The sequence below is a fragment of the Streptacidiphilus melanogenes genome, assembly GCF_000787835.1.
Lineage (GTDB): Bacteria > Actinomycetota > Actinomycetes > Streptomycetales > Streptomycetaceae > Streptacidiphilus > Streptacidiphilus melanogenes.
On record NZ_BBPP01000037.1, the window covers coordinates 11,072 to 27,448 of the forward strand.

Here is a 16,377-nt window from a genome sequence, read left to right on the forward strand (position 1 = left end):
CCGCCTGAGCGGGCCCGCCCGACTCCCGCCCGCACCCTCGCGGCGGTGCCGCCACCGCCGCGCCTTCACCTTCGGAGCCCCCATGTCCACGCTTCTCGTCATCTCCGGAAGCCCCTCCGCCACCTCCCGCACCGCACGGCTCGGCCGGCACCTGGTCCGGCGCCTCTCCCTCGGCGGGTTCGACGTCGAGCACCTCGACCTGCGCGGGCTGCCGCCGGACGCCCTGCTGGGGGGCGATCCGGCCCACCCCGAACTGCGCCGCGCGCTCGACCAGGTGGCCGCGGCCGACGGCGTCGTCGTCGCCACCCCCGTCTACAAGGCGGCCTACACCGGCCTACTCAAGGCCTTCCTCGACCTGCTCCCCCAGGACGGCCTGGCCGGCAAGACCGTGCTGCCCCTGGCCACCGGCGGCACGATCGCCCACGTGCTCAGCATCGACTACGCGCTCCGGCCCGTCCTCAGCGCCCTGGCCGCACGCCATGTCGTCGGCGGGGTGTTCCTGCTGGATCGGTCGATCGAGGTCGTTGACGACGACGCGGTGGAGCTCGCGCCCGACACGGAGGGACGGCTGCTGGAGGCACTGGACGCCTTCATCGACTCGCTCCCGCCGCGACCGGCCCTCGCCGCCGCCTGAGCGCCCGCTCGCCCGCTCCCCGGCTCCGCGGCTCCCGTTCCGACGGCCGGCGGCCGTCCGCTTCGCCCCGGCGAGACGGACGGCCCTGTCCCAGGGGCCGGTGTCACATCGGCCGGGCCTTCCGTCTGAGGATGCGGGCGATGAGGGCGTCGATGTCGAGGACCTCCTGGCCGCGCGCCACCTGGTCGAGCGTCCGGTCGAGGAAGGCGGTGACCTCGGCGGCGGAGGCGTCGACCAGCGCCTCACCGGTCGGAGCGTCGAGCAGGATCCGCAGGCGCTGCCGGCCGTCGCGCCGCAGCGGCCAGACCTTCACGTCCCCGGCGCCGGCCCGCCGGGACAGACCCTCGATCAGCAGGTCGCGGGAGAGGATCCAGCGGCAGACGCCTTCGCCCACCCGGAAGTCCATGCGGACGCCCAGAGGGTCGCTGTCGTGGTACGCCAGCCGTGTCTCCAACGGGACGAGTTGGCCCGAAGACAGCACAAGGCTCGCGTTCAGGTCCCGCTCGATGGTCTCCATCGCGTTCCTCCCCAGGGTGCGTGCCCGCAGCCTCTGGGCATATGCACCCGACAAGGAACCCCACCCGCGGATTTGCCACTCGATCGGGCGACAACAATCAGACGTGCTTTCAGATTCGCCTCCGAACCTGCTCGGTGGGCTGCGACCGGCACTCTCAACTACGCCTCGCGGCCCAGACGGTGCGCTCGGTACGCACCCCCAGATCGGCGCGCCGCAGGATGCTCCGCGGGCCGTCGACGTCGAGCAGGCCATCGAGCGCGGCGAGGTCGGCGCCGGACAGGCCAGGAGCCACCGAGCCGCGCAGCCGCCGCAGGGTCGCGACGGCATAGCGGCCCACCGCGTCACACTGCGCGCCGGGGAGGTCCACGGCGACGGTCCGGCCGTCCTCGACAGCGAATCCGGCAGCGGTCAGTTTCGGTCCCCAGTCGGCGCCACGGTGCGGCATACGCCCGGCGTGGTCGTGGTGGCCGACGGCGTGGCACCGGTCCTCGAGCCCGGGAGCCTCCTCGGGCGCGTCGGCGGGCAGGAAGCGGGGGAAGCCCGCGAGCTCGACGACGGCGAGGAGGCCGCCGGGGGCGAGCGCGTCGCGCACGCGGCGCAGAGTGCGGTCAGGGTCGGCCATGTGGTGCAGCGAGGCGGACGCCCAGACGAGATCCGGCGCGCCGAGGTCGGGCCAGTCCGCGTCGTCCAGATCCGCCAGGACCGTCCGCACCCGGTCCGCGACGCCCCGCTCCAGCGCCTTCTCCCGTAGGCGGTGCAGATGCTCGGCGGAGGAGTCGACGGCTGTCACCCGGGCGCCCGGGAAACGTGCGAGGAGGGCGAAGGTTCCGGCTCCCGTGCCGGAGCACAGGTCCACGAGGTCGCGGGGCGCGGAGCTGACGGGGAGCCAGGAGGTGATCGACGCGAGGTGCGCGGCGAGCACCTCGGCGTCCAGGTCGAGGATCCCGGCCTGGCCGTGGTGGTCCGATGCGGAGGAGTGTGTCGATGCGTGGTTCATGGCCTCGACCCTGGCAGGTCCGTGCGCCATGGGCATGCTTCCTTGCGCCAAACGCAAGAAGATGGCCCTCCGTCCTACCGGGCACGCAAGCCGTCATCCCCATCCGGCTGGTGGCCGCGCCGCGCGTCGCGGTCGAAGATCCCCAGGATCTCGCACGGCCCGCTCTCGGCGCCGATGGCATGCGGCAGCATGGTCGGGAACTCCGCCGCCTGGTCGGTCTCGACCCGGAAGCGCCGGTTCCCCAGCAGCAGCATCGCCGTCCCGGAGAGGACCACCAGCCACTCGCGGCCCGGATGGGCCCGCATCCGGGCGGGGCTGTCCGGCGGCGGGTCGACCATCCGCTGGCGCACCACGCTCATGCCGGGGTCGGCCTTGACGGACCACCGCTTCAGCCCGTGCGCGGCGTCGATCACCGGACTGCTCACCACGTCGTCCGCAGCGGTCTCGACCAACTGGTCGAGCGAGGTGTCCAGCGCCCGGGCCAACACCACGAGCTGGTCCAGCGCGAGCCGTCGCCGCCCGTTCTCGATCCGGCTGAGCGTTGACGGACTGAGCCTGGACCGCCCGGCCAGTTCCTCCAGCGACAACCCCTGCGCCACCCGCAACGCCCGGATACGCCCCCGCACCAGACTGTCCAGGTCGTCACCGCCACCTTGCGTCATGACCCAGACCCTAGTGCCGCCAACGGCGCCGCAGACGCTGGGTCAGCACAGGGTTGTCGCCAACGACGTGGTTCATCTGCTGCGACCACCGGTCGTAGGCGGGCTCCGGGCAGAGGTCGGCGGCCCGGCGGTCCACGTGGCGCAGGACGGCGGACTGGGCCATCACCTGGTCCGGATCGGTGAGCACGCGGCCCACCAGGTCGGCCTCGTCCGCATCGGGGACCAGGCGCAGCCCCTCGAGGTGGGCCGCGAAACGGACGTGCTCATCAGGGTTCTGCCGGATGTCGTGCAGGTTCACGCGGCCTGCTCCTCTCGATCGGGCGGGGTCAGACGCTGGCGGCCGCCAGTGTGGCGAATGCGGCGATGAGGACCGCGACGCGGGCGTAGTGGAAGCGGTCCCAGCGGTTCATCTGCTGCCTCCAGTCGGCGGGCCGGTTCTCGGGGGTCCAGGTCTTGCCCCGGTTGTTGATCGGGACCAGCAGCGCGATCGACATGATCACGCTGAGGAGCAGCAGCGCTCCGGAGGTGAGGGCGAGGCCGGTGCCGTGGTCGTGCCATCCGGCGACGGCGCGGACCGCGACGAGGACGAGCGAAGTGATGTACCAGACGGGCATGATCGCGCCGAGCATACGGCCCCCGTGGGCTCGGCCGCGCAGCAGGCTGTCGTCGGGGAGGCCGCCCAGGATCGGGTTGATGACGAAGGCGACGGAGAACTCCACCCCCACCATCACCCCGACGACCACGGTGGTGACGACCTCGAGTGCATTGAGCATCATGACTCCCCTTGGGATCTAGCATCGCTAGCTGATGAGGCAACGCTAGCCCTACTGCCGCTCCTTTGTCTAGCAGTGCTAGCATCAAGCCATGTCGGTACAGGAACGCAAGGAGCGCGAACGGGCGAGCCGCGAGCGTCTGATCTTGGCGACGGCCCGCGAACTCGCCGAGCAGCAGGGCTGGGACGCGGTCACCACCCGGCGGCTCGCCGAGCGCATCGAGTACAGCCAGCCCGTTCTCTACAGCCACTTCCGCGGCAAGCGCGAGATCATCGGCGCCGTCGCCCTCGAAGGCGCCACCGAGATGGCTGCGGCGGTGCGGGCGGCGGCCGCCGCTGCGGACGGGCCGCACGCGCGGGTCAGCGCCATCGCCCGCGCCTACCTCGACTTCGCCGCGCGCAACCCGGCGGTCTACGACGCCATGTTCCAGCTCGACGGCGGCCTGGCGTTCGCGAGCGAGGACACACCGGAGCCCCTGAAGGACGCCTTCGCCGCCCTGCTGGAGAGCCTCGGGGAGGTGGCCGGCGAGGGCGTCCACCCAGGGCTGTTCACCGAGGTCTTCTGGGCGGCCCTCCACGGACTGGCGACCCTGACCCGGGCGCGGCGGCTGCCGTCGGAGGACACCGAGCGGAGGACGGCACTGCTGGTGGACCGGCTCGCCGTACTCTGACGTGCCGTCGCCGTCCCCCTCTCAGACGGCGTGGGGGACGACGCGGACCCGGTCCGGGTCGAAGACGCTGCGCGGGCCGGTGACCGGGCCTATCTCGATACGGCCGATCAGGTAGCGTCGCACCTCCGCCTGCTGGGACGGCGCCATCCGCCGCCACGCCACAGGGGAGAGCCGGCCCGCGCCGAGGCCGTCGACGGCGTCGGGGGCCCGCAGCACCACGGCGCGGTTCTCGGCCCGGATCCGCACCAGGAGCTCCTCCCGCTCCGAGCGGCCCGCAGGCTTCGCACGACCCGCACGACTTGCACGGCCCGCTCCGCTCGACGTCGAGAGCTCGGCGAGGCGGGCCTGGTCGCGGCGGCGGGCCTCGGCGGTCCGTTCGTCGAGCACCGCCGCGGGCGCGGAGCCAGGCGCGTCCTGGATGTCGCGGCCGTCCATGAGGTCGAGGATCTCCTCGTCGACCAGCTCCTCCAGCCGGGTCGCGCTGATGTACCGGAAGCAGGGCTCGCCGTCGGCCACACGACGTCCGGTGCAGGCATAGGTGGGGTAGTCGTCCACGGCGGAGCCGACCATCCGGTGTCCGCAGCGCCCGCAGCGGACGAGCCCGGTCAGCGGGTAGTGGCGTTCGGCCGGGCGCCTCTCGCGGGCGCTCTGCCGGGTGAGCCCGCGCAGCGCCCTGGCCGCGTCCCAGTCGTCGACGCTGACGCACGGCTTCCAGGCGGCGCGGACGGGTGTGCCGTCCGCCTCGCGCACGATCTCCCCGGCGGCCACCCGCAGTCCGGCGTACCGGGGCGCGTCGATGATGCGGGCGATCTTCGTCGAGGTCCAACGGCCCTCCGCGGCGGTGGGGATGGACTCGGCCGTGAGCTCGCGGGCGATCCACGACAACGGTCGGCCCGCGAGGAACCAGCTGTAGATGCGGCCGACGACCTCCGCCTCCTCGGGGACGAGATCGTACTCGCCGAGGGTGTATCCGTAGGCGCGCCGTCCGCCGCCGTGCGGCCGGCCGGCTGACGCCTCGTCGGCCTGCGCGGCCCGCACCGAGTCCGCAAGGCGCTTCCGGCCCCGGCAGGCGCCGCGGGCTCGTTCGAGCAGGGCGCGACGACGGTCGGGGTGGTTGAGATCGGCCTCGCTGCCGGAGGCGACCGGATCAAGCAGCACCAGGTCGTGGCGGTCCGCCAGGTCCAGCAGCTCGGCCAGGTCCTGGGGGCGGCACCGCCCGAGCTCCCCGAGGTCGAAGACGACGGCATGGGTGACCTGACCGGAGGTCAGTTCTCGCAGCAGGGCGGCCCAGCCGGGCCGGGAGGCGGCCGTCCCCGACCAGCTCGCCGCCTGCGGATCGAGGAGCACCCTGCGCGGCGCGACCCGGACGCCCTCGCGGGCGGCCACCTCCCGGCACTGCGCCTCGCGCTGGTCGATCCCCACCTGTCGCGGGGAGCGCCGGTGCGCCACTCGGCAGTACACCGCTCCCTGTTGTGACATGTCCGGCACGCCACCTTTCACCGCGTCCCCCCGATCACCCGTCAGTTCCCGCTCCTGCCAGTGGAGCCGATGGTTCCTCTGAGTTTCTTCTGAGTCAACGGCCGGAGCCTGTGAATCCGTCCGCACACGAATGCGCTACGCGCGTTGACACAGCCTCAGCAGCGGGGTTTACCAGGCGGTAACGAAGGGAGTCCTACGTTCCTGTGAAAACCTTCTGAGGCCTCATTGACGCACTGCCGCACCCGCTGCTTCCCTTTTCACAGCAAGGCGCACCACGCCTTGTGGTGACATCCCCGCCCCCACTGACGCACCGGGCACTCCGTGCGCCCATTCATTGGCATGCGCACGACACTGTGCAGCTGCCCGGGGGCGACCGAACACGAGAGAGGACCCAGGATCTCCATGGGCATGGCCCACCTCAGGCGGCCTCGCGTCGCCACCGCGGGCTTCGCGGCCGCCGCCGTCATAGGCGCGCTCGCGGCAGCCACTCCGGCTTCAGCCAGTACGTCGTCGACCGTGCACGTCAAGCACTTGTGTGCGGCCCCCGCGCACGTGCGGATGATGTCCTGCCTGGCACTCGCCCGGACCGACGTCGCCGAGCCGCACGCACTGACCGCGAACGCGGTGTCCCCGATGGCGACGCCCTCCGGCTACGGCCCGAGCGACCTGCTCAGCGCCTACAACCTGCCCGCGAACGGCGGCGCGGGCCAGACCGTGGCCATCGTCGACGCCCAGGACGACCCGAACGCCGAGTCGGACCTGGCCGCCTACCGCAGCCAGTACGGCCTGCCGTCCTGCACCACGGCCAACGGCTGCTTCAAGAAGGTCGACGAGAACGGCGGCACCAACTACCCGAGCGCCGACTCGGGCTGGGCCGGCGAGATCTCCCTCGACCTCGACATGGTCTCCGCGGTCGCCCCGGCCGCGCACATCATCCTGGTCGAGGCCACCTCGGCGAACATGAGCGACCTGGGCACCGGCGTCAACGAGGCCGTCAAGCTCGGGGCGAAGTTCGTCTCCAACAGCTACGGCGGCTCCGAGGACTCCACGGACCTCTCGGCCGACAGCAGCTATTTCAACCACCCGGGCGTCGCCATCACCGTGTCCGCCGGTGACGAGGCCTACGGCGCGGAGTACCCGGCCGCGTCGCAGTACGTGACCTCGGTGGGCGGCACCGCGCTCAGCCGCGCGTCGAACAGCCGTGGTTGGAGCGAGAGCGTCTGGTCCACCTCCAGCACCGAGGGCACCGGTTCGGGCTGCTCCGCCTACGACCCGAAGCCGACCTGGCAGACGGACACGGGCTGCTCCAAGCGCACCATCGCCGACGTCTCCGCCGTCGCCGACCCGGCCACCGGCGTCGCGGTCTACGACAGCTACGGCGCGTCCGGCTGGCAGGTCTACGGCGGCACCAGCGCCTCCTCCCCGATCATCGCCTCGGTTTACGCCGACGCGGGCGCCCCGGGCAGCGGCGACTACCCGTCCAAGTACCCGTACCAGCACACCAGCGCGCTGAACGACGTCACCTCGGGCAGCAACGGCAGCTGCTCCCCGTCGTACCTGTGCACCGCGGGCGCCGGCTACGACGGCCCGACCGGCCTCGGCACCCCGAACGGCCTGACCGCGTTCACCGCGGGCGGCAGCACCGGCAGCGAGACGGTCAGCGTCACCAACCCGGGCAACCAGACCACCACGGTGGGCACCGCGGTCTCCAAGCAGATCTCGGCAACCGACTCGGCGAGCAAGTCGCTCACCTACTCGGCCACCGGCCTCCCTGCGGGCCTGAGCATCTCCTCCTCCGGCCTGATCTCCGGCACCCCGACCACCGCGGGCACCTCCAACGTCACGGTCACCGCCGGCTCCGGCACCGCCTCGGGCCAGACGTCCTTCACCTGGACCGTCAACTCCAGCGGCGGCGGCACGGGCGGCTGCACCAGCACCGGCCAGAAGCTGGGCAACCCCGGCTTCGAGACCGGCACCGCCTCGCCGTGGACACCACCTCCGGCGTCGTCAGCAACTCCAGCTCCGAGCCCGCCCACTCCGGCAGCTGGGACGCCTGGATGGACGGCTACGGCTCCACCCACACCGACACGGTCGCCCAGTCGGTTGCCGTCCCGGCCGGCTGCAGCGCGAACTTCTCGTTCTACCTGCACGTCGACACCGCCGAGACCACCAAGACCACGGCCTACGACACCCTCAAGGTCCAGGTCCTGAACAGCCCCGGCACCGTGCTGAGCACCCTGGCGACCTACTCCAACCTGAACGCCGCCTCGGGCTACACCCAGCACTCCTTCGACCTGTCCAGCTACGCCGGACAGACCGTCACCCTGAAGTTCACCGGCAGCGAGGACTCCAGCGCCCAGACCAGCTTCGTCCTCGACGACACCGCGCTGAACGCCTCCTGACCGACCCGCGCCACGCGCCACAGGCCCCCGCCGTCCGTCGGCGGGGGCCTGCCGCCGTCAGGGGTCGGCTCAACTCCTGGTGTGCATTGGATGGTTGTGACAACCGAGGCCCCCATCCGACCTTTGGCTGATGTACATTGGCCAAGCCCGCGGAGATGTGCGTGACTTGTAGTGATCTCATGCGTATGCGGAGCCAGGGGTGCCGCCTCTGAGCGCATTGTGAGCAGAATCTGGGTCAGCCGCGGTCCACGTCGCACCGCGGAGCCATCGGGGGATGTCATGCGAGGTTCGATCGTGATCGGGAGCATTCCACCGTGTGGTTCCAACCCCGCCCATCCGGAGGCACGCCCCGGACCGACCTCCCCGGCGCCGGCAGCGGGGCACCGAGTCCGCCACGGCCGGACCTTACCGGCGCCTCGGGTGGTGGAGCAGCCGGCGTCCCGACCTTCGGCGGCGGCCTGACGGACCGTGACATCGCGCTGATACGCACCAGCCTGGCCGTGGTCGAGCCGCTCGCCGCGGACATGGCCGTCTACTTCTACTCGATCCTGTTCACCCGGTATCCGCAGGTCAGGGAGATGTTCCCGCCGGGGATGGACGCCCAGCGCGGGCGCCTGCTACGCGCCCTGCTCCACATCGTCGACCTGGTCGACGACGCCGAGGGCCTGCAGCGCTTCTGCTCCCATCTGGGGCGCGACCACCGCAAGTTCGGCACCGAGAACGCCCACTACGACGCCGTCGGAGCATGCCTGCTGGCCGCCCTCGAGCGGTTCGCCGGCCCCGCCTGGAACGCCGAGGTGGCGCAGGCCTGGACCCGCGCGTACACCGCCGTCGCGCAGACCATGATGCAGGCGGCGGACCAGGACGCCCGCACCCGGCCCGCGATGTGGCACGCCCGCATCCTGCACCGCCAGGTGTTCTCGCACGGCATCGCCGCGATCACGGTGCAGCCCGACACGCCCTACGAGTACGCCGCAGGACAGTACGTCAGCATGGAGACGCCCTGGTGGCCCAGGGAGTGGCGCTACTACTCCCCTGCCAACGCGCCGCGCCCCGACGGCACGATCACCTTCCACGTCCGTGCGGTGCCCACCGGCTGGGTCAGCAACGCCCTGGTCAAGCGCTCGAACGTGGGCGACGTGGTCCGACTCGGGCCGCCCCTGGGCGACATGGTGCTCGATCCGGCGTCCGAGCGCGACATCCTGTGCGTCGCCGGGGGCACCGGACTGGCGCCGATCCGCGCCCTGGTGGAGGAGAGCGCCCGCAGCGGCCGGCAGCGCCAGATGGACGTCTTCATCGGCGCACGCACGTCGAACGAGCTCTACGGGCTCGACGAGATGCTGCGCTTCGCCCAGCGCAACCACTGGCTGCGCGTCCGGGCCGCGGTCTCCGACGAGGACATCCTCGGCCTCAGCGGATCGCTGCCGCAGGTGCTGCAGGAGTTCGGGCCCTGGTACCGGCACGACGCCTATCTGAGCGGCCCGGCCTCCATGGTGACCGCCACGGCGGACGCGCTCACCCGGACCGGCGTGCCACGGTCGCGCATCCGTCACGACCCGCTCGACGTGCCGGCCCTGTCCCTGAACTGAGCCCCGACGGAGGGCCCCAGGCGGTCCCGCCCGCGTGAACACCGACCATGACCCACAGGAGCGCTCCTCCGTGACCGAATTCGACCACCGCTTCGACCACCGCTTCGGCTCCGCCGGCGAACGCGCGCTGCAGCAGCGCCAGGGCACCACCGAACGCGCCGCCGCCTTCTACGACCGGCAGGTGCACCCGTACCTGACCCCGGCCATGAGCGAGTTCATCGCCCGGATGTCGATGGTCTTCCTGTCCACGGCGGACTCGCAGGGCTCGTGCGACGCCAGCTTCCGCGGCGGCCCGCCGGGCTTCGTCCAGGTGCTGAGCGACCGGACCCTGGCCTACCCGGAGTACCGCGGCAACGGCGTCATGGCCAGCGCGGGCAACATCACCGAGAACCCGCATCTCGGCATGCTCTTCCTGGACTTCACCCGGGACCACATCGGGCTGCACGTCAACGGCACCGCGGCACTGCACACCGACGCCCAGGTGCGCGGCAGCCACCCGCACCTTCCGGTCGACCCGGCCCCGGGCCGCCGCCCGGAGCTGTGGGTGCACGTGACCGTCGACGAGGCGTACATCCACTGCTCCAAGCACATCCCGCACCTGGAGCCGGCGGCCCGCCCCCGCGACCCCGAGTCGACGCGCCCGCTGGACCAGCGGTACTTCACCGAACCGCTGCTCCCGAGCCGTCGCTGAGACGACGGCCCGCCGTGCCGACTACCGCTTCACGCCCACTCCGGCGTAGAAGGACACCTGGGCGTCGGTCACGCTGCTCGGCAGCCGGTGGGCCTCGTCATCGTCCGGACGCCAGCGATGGGCGGTGACGATCCCCGGATCCAGCAGGTCCAACCCCTCGAAGAAGGTCGCGAACTCCGCACGCGAGCGGAGCTGGAGGGTGGTCCCCACCTGGTTGTAGATCTCCTGCACCTTCGGCGCGCCCTCGACGTCCAGCTCGGCGGTGGCGTGCGAGAGCACCAGCGCGGAGCCTGTCGGCAGCTGCTCGAACAGCCGGTCCACGATGGACCGGGCCTCCCGGATGTCCGGGACGAAGTGCAGCAGTGCCACCATCGACAGCACCACCGGCCGTCCGAGGTCGAGCGTCGAGGCGAGCTGCGGGGCGTTCAGGATCGCCTCGGGGTCGTGCACGTCGCCATGGATGTAGGCGGTGCGGCCTTCGGGTGCGCTGGTCATCAGGGCCCGCGAGTGGGCGAGCACGACCGGGTCGTTGTCGACGTACACCACGCGGGCGTCCGGGGCCACCGACTGGGCGACCTCGTGCAGGTTCGGCGAGGTGGGGATGCCCGTGCCGATGTCGAGCCACTGCCGCAGCCCCAGCTGGGCCAGCGCCCGGGTCGACCGCCGCATGAACCCCCGGTTCGCCTGCACCGCGGTCCTCATGTTCGGGAAGACCACGAGCACCCGCTCGGCCGCCTCGCGGTCCACCGCGTAGTGGTCCTTGCCGCCCAGGAAGTAGTCGTACATGCGGGCGCTGTGCGGCACGTCCTGCCGTATCCGGGTGCTGAGCGGGACGTCCTGCCCCACGTCCTCGGCCTGGCTCATCCGACGCACTTCCCCTCTTGGGTGTGGACCCCCACTCGGCCGAATTCTAGTCAAGTCGATGATCTTTCAGGCAACTTCCTGTCGTGGCGTGACCGGCTCACGACCGGTGGATGGTAGACAAGGTCCGTGACGACCGACGAATCGCCCAGCGGCGCACCGCTCGCCCCCGGCGTGGTGAGCATCCCCAGCCGGTTCGCGGTGGGCCCGACGGTCGAACGCCTGAAGAACGTCGTCGCCGCCAAGGGCCTGACCCTGTTCGACGTCGTCGACCACAGCGGCGGGGCACGCGCCGTGGGCCTCACGATGAACGACACCCGACTGCTCGTCTTCGGCAGCCCCCGCGCCGGGACCCCGGCCATGGTGGCCCGTCCGCTGCTCGCCTTCGAGCTGCCGCTGAAGGCTCTCGTGTGGGCGGACGACGACGGGCGCGTGTGGGTGACCTACCGGGACGCGTCGGACCTGGAGGCGCGCTACCAGGTCCCGTCCGAGCTGATGGCCCCTCTGTCCGGGGTCGGTTCGCTGATCGAGGCGGCGCTCTCCGACTGAGCGAATGATCGGCCAGCTGCGCACTGCTCGCGCTACTCGCCGGTCACATCAGGTCCGGGCCAGAAGCCCAAGTATTCGGCCTGACGTCGGATTTCCGTTACCCGGTGGCCTCCGGAAACCAGGGTGAGGGGATCCAGGATCGCCAACATGTCTGAACAACTTTCCGGACTTCGCAAGCCTCGCACCCTCGCAGCCGCCGCAGCGCTCTCCCTCGCACTCGTCACCGCCGGCGGTTACCAGGCCTTCGCCCTCGCCGCTCCCGCCGCCGCCTCCGTGTCGGCGCCCACCCTCACCGAGACCACCACCGGCACGGTCTACAAGGGCGACACCGTCAGCTTCGCCTACGCGGTTCCGGCTTCGGACCTCAGCTCCACCAACTGGGTCGGCCTCTACGCCCCCGGCGCCACGCCCGGCGTGCAGGGCTCCACCAGTTGGCAGTACACCCCCGCCGCCGACGGCGGCGTCACCTTCGACACCAGCGCGCTGACCCCCGGCACGTACCAGGTCTACCTGTTCGCGAACAACGGCTACACCGTGCTGTCCGGGCCGATCGCCGTCACCGTCAACCCGGCGCCCACCCCGAACCCGACGCCCGAGCCGCCCGCGCCGAACGTCGGCACCGGCCCCAACCTGATCGTCAACGGCGACGCCGAGCAGGGCGCCGGCACCGAGGTCGGCGTCGACACCAACACCGTCCCGGGCTGGCAGGTCACCGGCCTGCTGAACTCCGTCGCCTACGGGGCCATGGGCGGCGAGGGGATCACCGACTTCCCGACCGCCACCACACCCGGCCCGAAGAACCGGGGCCACAACGTCTTCTCCGGCGGTGGCGGCGGCGTCAGCACCGGCACCCAGACCGCCGACGTCTCGGCCGCGGCCCACCGCATCGACCGCGGCGACGTGACCTACGACCTGACCGGCTACCTCGGCGGCTCCGGCGCGATCAGCGACGGGTCCACGGTCACCAGCTACTTCCTCGACGCCCACGGCAAGGTCCTCGGCCAGGCCACGCTCGGCCCGGTCACCCGGCAGATGCGCGGCTTCGCCACCGAGCTGCTGCCCGAGCAGGCGCTCGGCAAGCTGCCGCGCGGCACCCGCAAGATCCGCACAGTGATGACGATCACCGGCCCGCAGCCCCACGACCGCAGCGGCCACGCCCAGGGCTACGTCGACGACCTCGCGCTGCACATCTCCGCGAAGGTCCCGGCCCCGCGCCCGGCCAAGCCGCCGGTCGCGCACGTGCCCGGCTACGACCACGTCTTCGTGGTCATGATGGAGAACCAGGACTACGACGGCATCATCGGCAACAAGTCGGCGCCGTTCATCAACAGCCTGGTCCCCAAGGGCGCCAACCTGACGGACGCCGTCGCCGAGACCCACCCCAGCGACCCCAACTACGTGGCGCTCGCGGGCGGCAGCCTCTTCGACGTGAACGACAACACGCCGTTCACCAGCACTGTCGACGCGCCCAACATCGGCGACCTGGTGACCAAGGCGGGCGGCAGCTGGCGCGGCTACATGGAGAACGCGGCCGGCCCGTGCGACACCACCTCGCACGGCGCGTACACCATCGACGACCTGCCGTTCTACTTCTTCAAGGACGTCAAGGACAACCCCGCCAACTGCAAGACCCACCTGCTGCCGCAGACGCAGCTCACGACGGACCTGCAGAAGACCGGCACCACGCCGACCTTCTCCTGGCTGAGCGCCGACGACTGCGACGACATGGAGGGCTGCGGTGTCGCCGCCGGCGACACCTGGCTGAAGAACACCCTCACGCCGATCTTCAACTCCCCGGCCTGGACCAGCCAGCGCTCGCTGCTGATCCTCACCTTCGACGAGGACGCGGCCGACGGCCAGCAGCAGCTCCAGCGCATCCCCACCCTGGTCCTCGGCTCGCAGGGCGTCCGCCCGGGCTCGACCAGCGACGTGCGCTACACGCACTACAGCGTGCTGCGCACCGTCGAGGCGGCGCTGCACCTGCCGAGCCTGACCAAGAACGACCTCTACGCCCAGCCCGTCACCGGCATCTGGCAGCCCGAGCACCACGGCTGACCCCGGAGTGAGCCGATGCGCCGCGGCCGCCTCAGCCGCGGCGCATCGACCACATCTGCGTGGTCCGCTCGAACTGCAGCGCCACATCCCAGGGCAGCGGCGTGGCACCGGTCTCGCGGCGGAAGTTGGCCACGGTGGCGCGGGCGAGCTCCGGGTCCGCGGCGACGCGGCCGGCCAGCTCCATCGCCCGCGGGAGGAGCCGGTCGGCGTCGACCGCCTCCCAGGCGAGGCCCGCCCGGACGGCCTGCTCGCCGTCCAGCTCCTCGCCGAACAGTGCCATGGCCGCCGTCAGCTCCCGGCCGCCGAGCCGGTCGAGCAACGTGAAGTGCCCGCCGCCCGGGTGCAGGCCGCGCCTGAGGAACCCGCTGATCAGCCGTGCGTCCTTGGCGACGACGCGCAGGTCCGCGGCGAGCATCAGGTTCATCCCGGCGCCGACGGCCGCGCCGTGGACGGCGGCGATCGTCGGCACGGTGACCCGGCCCAGCCGCACGAAGCTCTCGTAGACGGAGCTGAGGTTCGCGAACCCCTCGGCATCCAGCGGGTCCTTCCCGGCGTCGCCGAGCGTCGAGAGGTCGGCGCCGGCGCAGAAGCCCTTGCCCGTGCCGTGCACCACCAGCGCGCCGACGCTCTGGTCCCGGTCGACCTCGTCCATCGCCGCGACCATCTCGGCGCACATCGGCAACGTCAGGGCGTTGCGACGCTCGGGGGCGTCGAGGGTCAGCACGGCCACGCCGTCCCGCACCTCCAGGGTGGCCTCGGCCTTGGCAGTGGTCATGCTCTGTCTCCTCGGGACGCGGTCGTGGTGCGCTGCCACGACCGTACCGAGATCGGGACGGGCTCGCTGAACCGGCCCCGACGTGGGTAGCAACTCCCCGACCATGCCGTCACGGAAGGGGACTGAGCGCCCATGTGCAGCAACTGGCGGACCGGCTTCACCCGGTGGATCGAGCAGCAAGCACGCGACAACGGCCTCTTCGAGCAGGGCATCCCGGAGGCACTGCTCTGGTGCTGGAGCACCGCGGCACGCAGCACCGGCCTGGATCCCGAGGACGTCTCCGACATCGCCCGCCTCACCGGAGCCTCCGAGAACGACGTGGTCGCGGCCTGCGAACGCGACAACGCCCAGTGGGCGGAGGAGCAGACGCGGTTCGAGCAGCCGGACCTGGCGGAGCTCGACGCACACCTCGACGCCCTCGTGCGGGACCACCTCTCCTCTCCCTGACGCCCCGGCACCTTCCCGACGACGTCTTCGGCGGCTCAGTCCCGCCTGCCGCCGAAGATGTTGAGGAAGAAGAGGAAGACGTTGAGGACGTCCAGGAAGATCGACGCGGCCAGCAGCGGCGCGGAGGCGATGTCCTGCGAGCGCCGCAGCCGCTGGAAGTCGAAGAGCGTGAACCCGGCGAAGACCACCAGGCCCAGCACGCTGTAGATGAGCGAGCTGTGCGGGATCCGCACGAAGATCGCCACGATGCCGAAGAGCAGGAGCGCCAGCAGCGCCCAGAAGGACATCCGGGCCAGACCGGAGAGGTCGCGGTTCGTCGCGTACCCGATCGAGCCCAGCGCCGCGATGAACAGCGCGGTCGCGCCGCCGGCCTGCCACAGGGCCTGCGGGTCGGCCGTGGCGTAGTAGACCAGCGTCGGCGCCATGGCGACGCCCATGAGCAGGCCGAACGCGCCGAGCAACGCGACCGTCGCCTCACGGGAGCGGGTCGCGGCGAACCGCATCGCGAACAGGCAGACGAACGCGCCGATGAAGGCGATGAGCCCCGCCCCGTGGGCGAGGTCGCGGCCGAGGTAGGCGCCGAGGGCGAAGAGGCCGGCGGTGGCCGCGACGAAGGTCATGGTGCGCGCGAACAGGGTGTTCGTCGAGATCCCGTAACCCCGGGGCGCGACTGTCGTGTCGTACATGGTCCTCCTGTACCCACCTGCCGGAGGAAATCCCCGGTGCGCACCGTGTGATCACGGAAATCGCCCAGCGTGCGCGCTCAGGCGCCGCCCGCGCCGACGGCCGCGCGCTGGTGGGCCTCCCACTCCTCCCGGAAGCCGGGCAGGTACCGGCGCAGGTGTCCGGCGCTCAGCGTGTCACCGGAGCGTCCGGTGATGCCGTGCTGCTCGAACAGCCAGGTGGCGAGCTGGTCGCCGTCAGGGAACGCGCCGTGGTGCCGGGTGTAGTCGACGAACGCGGCCCGGTACCGGTCCACGGCAGTGCCCTGGCCGGGCAGCGAAGGCCGCGCCTGAACGGCGCCGTCCGGGACAGCGCCCGACTGCGCGGCCGAGGCGTCCGCCTGCGACGCGAGCGCGGCGGCCTGCGGCATCGGCGCGGCGGCCGTCTGCGGTCCGGCGTCGACCGGTGGCACGGGCGCGGCACCCGCCTGTGCAGCGTTCCCTTGCGGCACGGGCACGGCAGCCGTCGGCAGCCCGGGGACAGCTACCACCTCGGGCCCACCGTTCGGCTGCGGAACCGGCGCGAGGCCCCCCTGCGCGGTGTTCCCCTGCGG

Annotated in this window: 16 protein-coding genes and 2 pseudogenes; 8 read left to right on the forward strand and 10 right to left on the reverse strand. The window is 71.8% G+C overall.

Translation table 11 applies throughout. The features are described 5' to 3' along the window. Positions 1-82 precede the first annotated feature (82 nt). Positions 83-634: an NADPH-dependent FMN reductase gene (gene ssuE / locus TR49_RS29800; RefSeq protein ID WP_042387103.1), complete on the forward strand. Its 552-nt coding sequence runs from the start codon at positions 83-85 to the stop codon at positions 632-634. Between the two features lie 103 nt (positions 635-737). On the opposite strand, the gene TR49_RS44070 is transcribed toward ssuE, so the two are convergent. The 5 genes from TR49_RS44070 to TR49_RS29825 all read right to left on the reverse strand — a co-directional run bounded on the left by TR49_RS44070 (position 738) and on the right by TR49_RS29825 (position 3,583). Beyond that, positions 738-1,151, reverse strand: a complete 414-nt coding sequence (locus TR49_RS44070; RefSeq protein WP_042387105.1) for an SsgA family sporulation/cell division regulator — start codon at positions 1,149-1,151, stop codon at positions 738-740. 154 nt (positions 1,152-1,305) lie between these two features. After that, positions 1,306-2,148 (reverse strand): class I SAM-dependent methyltransferase, encoded by an 843-nt coding sequence (locus tag TR49_RS29810; RefSeq protein ID WP_201776241.1) that lies wholly within the window; start codon positions 2,146-2,148, stop codon positions 1,306-1,308. Between the two features lie 74 nt (positions 2,149-2,222). After that, the gene (locus TR49_RS29815; RefSeq protein ID WP_042387107.1) at positions 2,223-2,810 is read right to left on the reverse strand and encodes a helix-turn-helix domain-containing protein; all 588 of its coding nucleotides are present in this window, start codon (positions 2,808-2,810) and stop codon (positions 2,223-2,225) included. A 10-nt stretch (positions 2,811-2,820) separates the two neighbouring features. Then, the gene (locus tag TR49_RS44075) at positions 2,821-3,108 is read right to left on the reverse strand and encodes a hypothetical protein (RefSeq protein ID WP_052434751.1); all 288 of its coding nucleotides are present in this window, start codon (positions 3,106-3,108) and stop codon (positions 2,821-2,823) included. 28 nt (positions 3,109-3,136) lie between these two features. After that, entirely contained in the window at positions 3,137-3,583 is a 447-nt protein-coding gene (locus TR49_RS29825; protein ID WP_042387169.1) for an anthrone oxygenase family protein, read from the reverse strand. A 91-nt stretch (positions 3,584-3,674) separates the two neighbouring features. Here TR49_RS29825 and TR49_RS29830 point away from each other — a divergent pair, with 91 nt between their 5' ends. Then, entirely contained in the window at positions 3,675-4,253 is a 579-nt protein-coding gene (locus tag TR49_RS29830) for a TetR/AcrR family transcriptional regulator (RefSeq protein WP_042387108.1), read from the forward strand. Between the two features lie 21 nt (positions 4,254-4,274). On the opposite strand, the gene TR49_RS29835 is transcribed toward TR49_RS29830, so the two are convergent. Further along, positions 4,275-5,732, reverse strand: a complete 1,458-nt coding sequence (locus TR49_RS29835; protein ID WP_084725587.1) for a recombinase family protein — start codon at positions 5,730-5,732, stop codon at positions 4,275-4,277. A 402-nt stretch (positions 5,733-6,134) separates the two neighbouring features. On the opposite strand from TR49_RS29835, the pseudogene TR49_RS29840 reads away from it, so the two are divergent. The 3 genes and pseudogenes from TR49_RS29840 (at position 6,135) to TR49_RS29850 (ending at position 10,414) form a co-directional block, all read left to right on the forward strand. Beyond that, positions 6,135-8,134, forward strand: a pseudogene (locus tag TR49_RS29840) (S53 family peptidase). A 314-nt stretch (positions 8,135-8,448) separates the two neighbouring features. Next, on the forward strand, positions 8,449-9,723 hold the full coding sequence (locus TR49_RS29845; RefSeq protein WP_236653585.1) for a globin domain-containing protein: 1,275 nt from the start codon (positions 8,449-8,451) through the stop codon (positions 9,721-9,723). A 70-nt stretch (positions 9,724-9,793) separates the two neighbouring features. Beyond that, positions 9,794-10,414 carry a pyridoxamine 5'-phosphate oxidase family protein gene (locus tag TR49_RS29850; protein ID WP_042387171.1) on the forward strand — a complete coding sequence of 207 codons (621 nt, stop codon included), beginning with the start codon at positions 9,794-9,796 and terminating at the stop codon, positions 10,412-10,414. 21 nt (positions 10,415-10,435) lie between these two features. Here TR49_RS29850 and TR49_RS29855 read toward each other — a convergent pair whose 3' ends face one another. After that, a complete protein-coding gene (locus tag TR49_RS29855; RefSeq protein WP_084725588.1) occupies positions 10,436-11,278 on the reverse strand; it encodes an SAM-dependent methyltransferase in 843 nt (280 codons plus the stop codon). A gap of 126 nt (positions 11,279-11,404) precedes the next feature. Here TR49_RS29855 and TR49_RS29860 point away from each other — a divergent pair, with 126 nt between their 5' ends. Together TR49_RS29860 and TR49_RS40425 are read left to right on the forward strand one after the other, a co-directional pair. Then, positions 11,405-11,824, forward strand: coding sequence for a DUF302 domain-containing protein (locus tag TR49_RS29860; RefSeq protein ID WP_042387110.1), 420 nt, complete (start codon positions 11,405-11,407; stop codon positions 11,822-11,824). A 147-nt stretch (positions 11,825-11,971) separates the two neighbouring features. Then, positions 11,972-13,879, forward strand: a complete 1,908-nt coding sequence (locus TR49_RS40425; RefSeq protein WP_052434752.1) for an alkaline phosphatase family protein — start codon at positions 11,972-11,974, stop codon at positions 13,877-13,879. A gap of 31 nt (positions 13,880-13,910) precedes the next feature. On the opposite strand, the gene TR49_RS29870 is transcribed toward TR49_RS40425, so the two are convergent. After that, positions 13,911-14,654 carry an enoyl-CoA hydratase-related protein gene (locus TR49_RS29870; protein WP_042387111.1) on the reverse strand — a complete coding sequence of 248 codons (744 nt, stop codon included), beginning with the start codon at positions 14,652-14,654 and terminating at the stop codon, positions 13,911-13,913. A gap of 132 nt (positions 14,655-14,786) precedes the next feature. Between TR49_RS29870 and TR49_RS29875 the strand changes: the two genes are divergently transcribed. After that, the gene (locus TR49_RS29875) at positions 14,787-15,101 is read left to right on the forward strand and encodes a hypothetical protein (RefSeq protein WP_042387112.1); all 315 of its coding nucleotides are present in this window, start codon (positions 14,787-14,789) and stop codon (positions 15,099-15,101) included. 35 nt (positions 15,102-15,136) lie between these two features. Here the strand turns inward: TR49_RS29875 and TR49_RS29880 are convergent, their stop codons facing one another. Both TR49_RS29880 and TR49_RS44080 read right to left on the reverse strand, forming a co-directional pair. Beyond that, positions 15,137-15,787, reverse strand: coding sequence for a Bax inhibitor-1/YccA family protein (locus TR49_RS29880; protein ID WP_042387113.1), 651 nt, complete (start codon positions 15,785-15,787; stop codon positions 15,137-15,139). Positions 15,788-15,864: 77 nt separating this feature from the next. Beyond that, positions 15,865-16,377, reverse strand: a pseudogene (locus tag TR49_RS44080) (hypothetical protein); the annotation flags it as partial.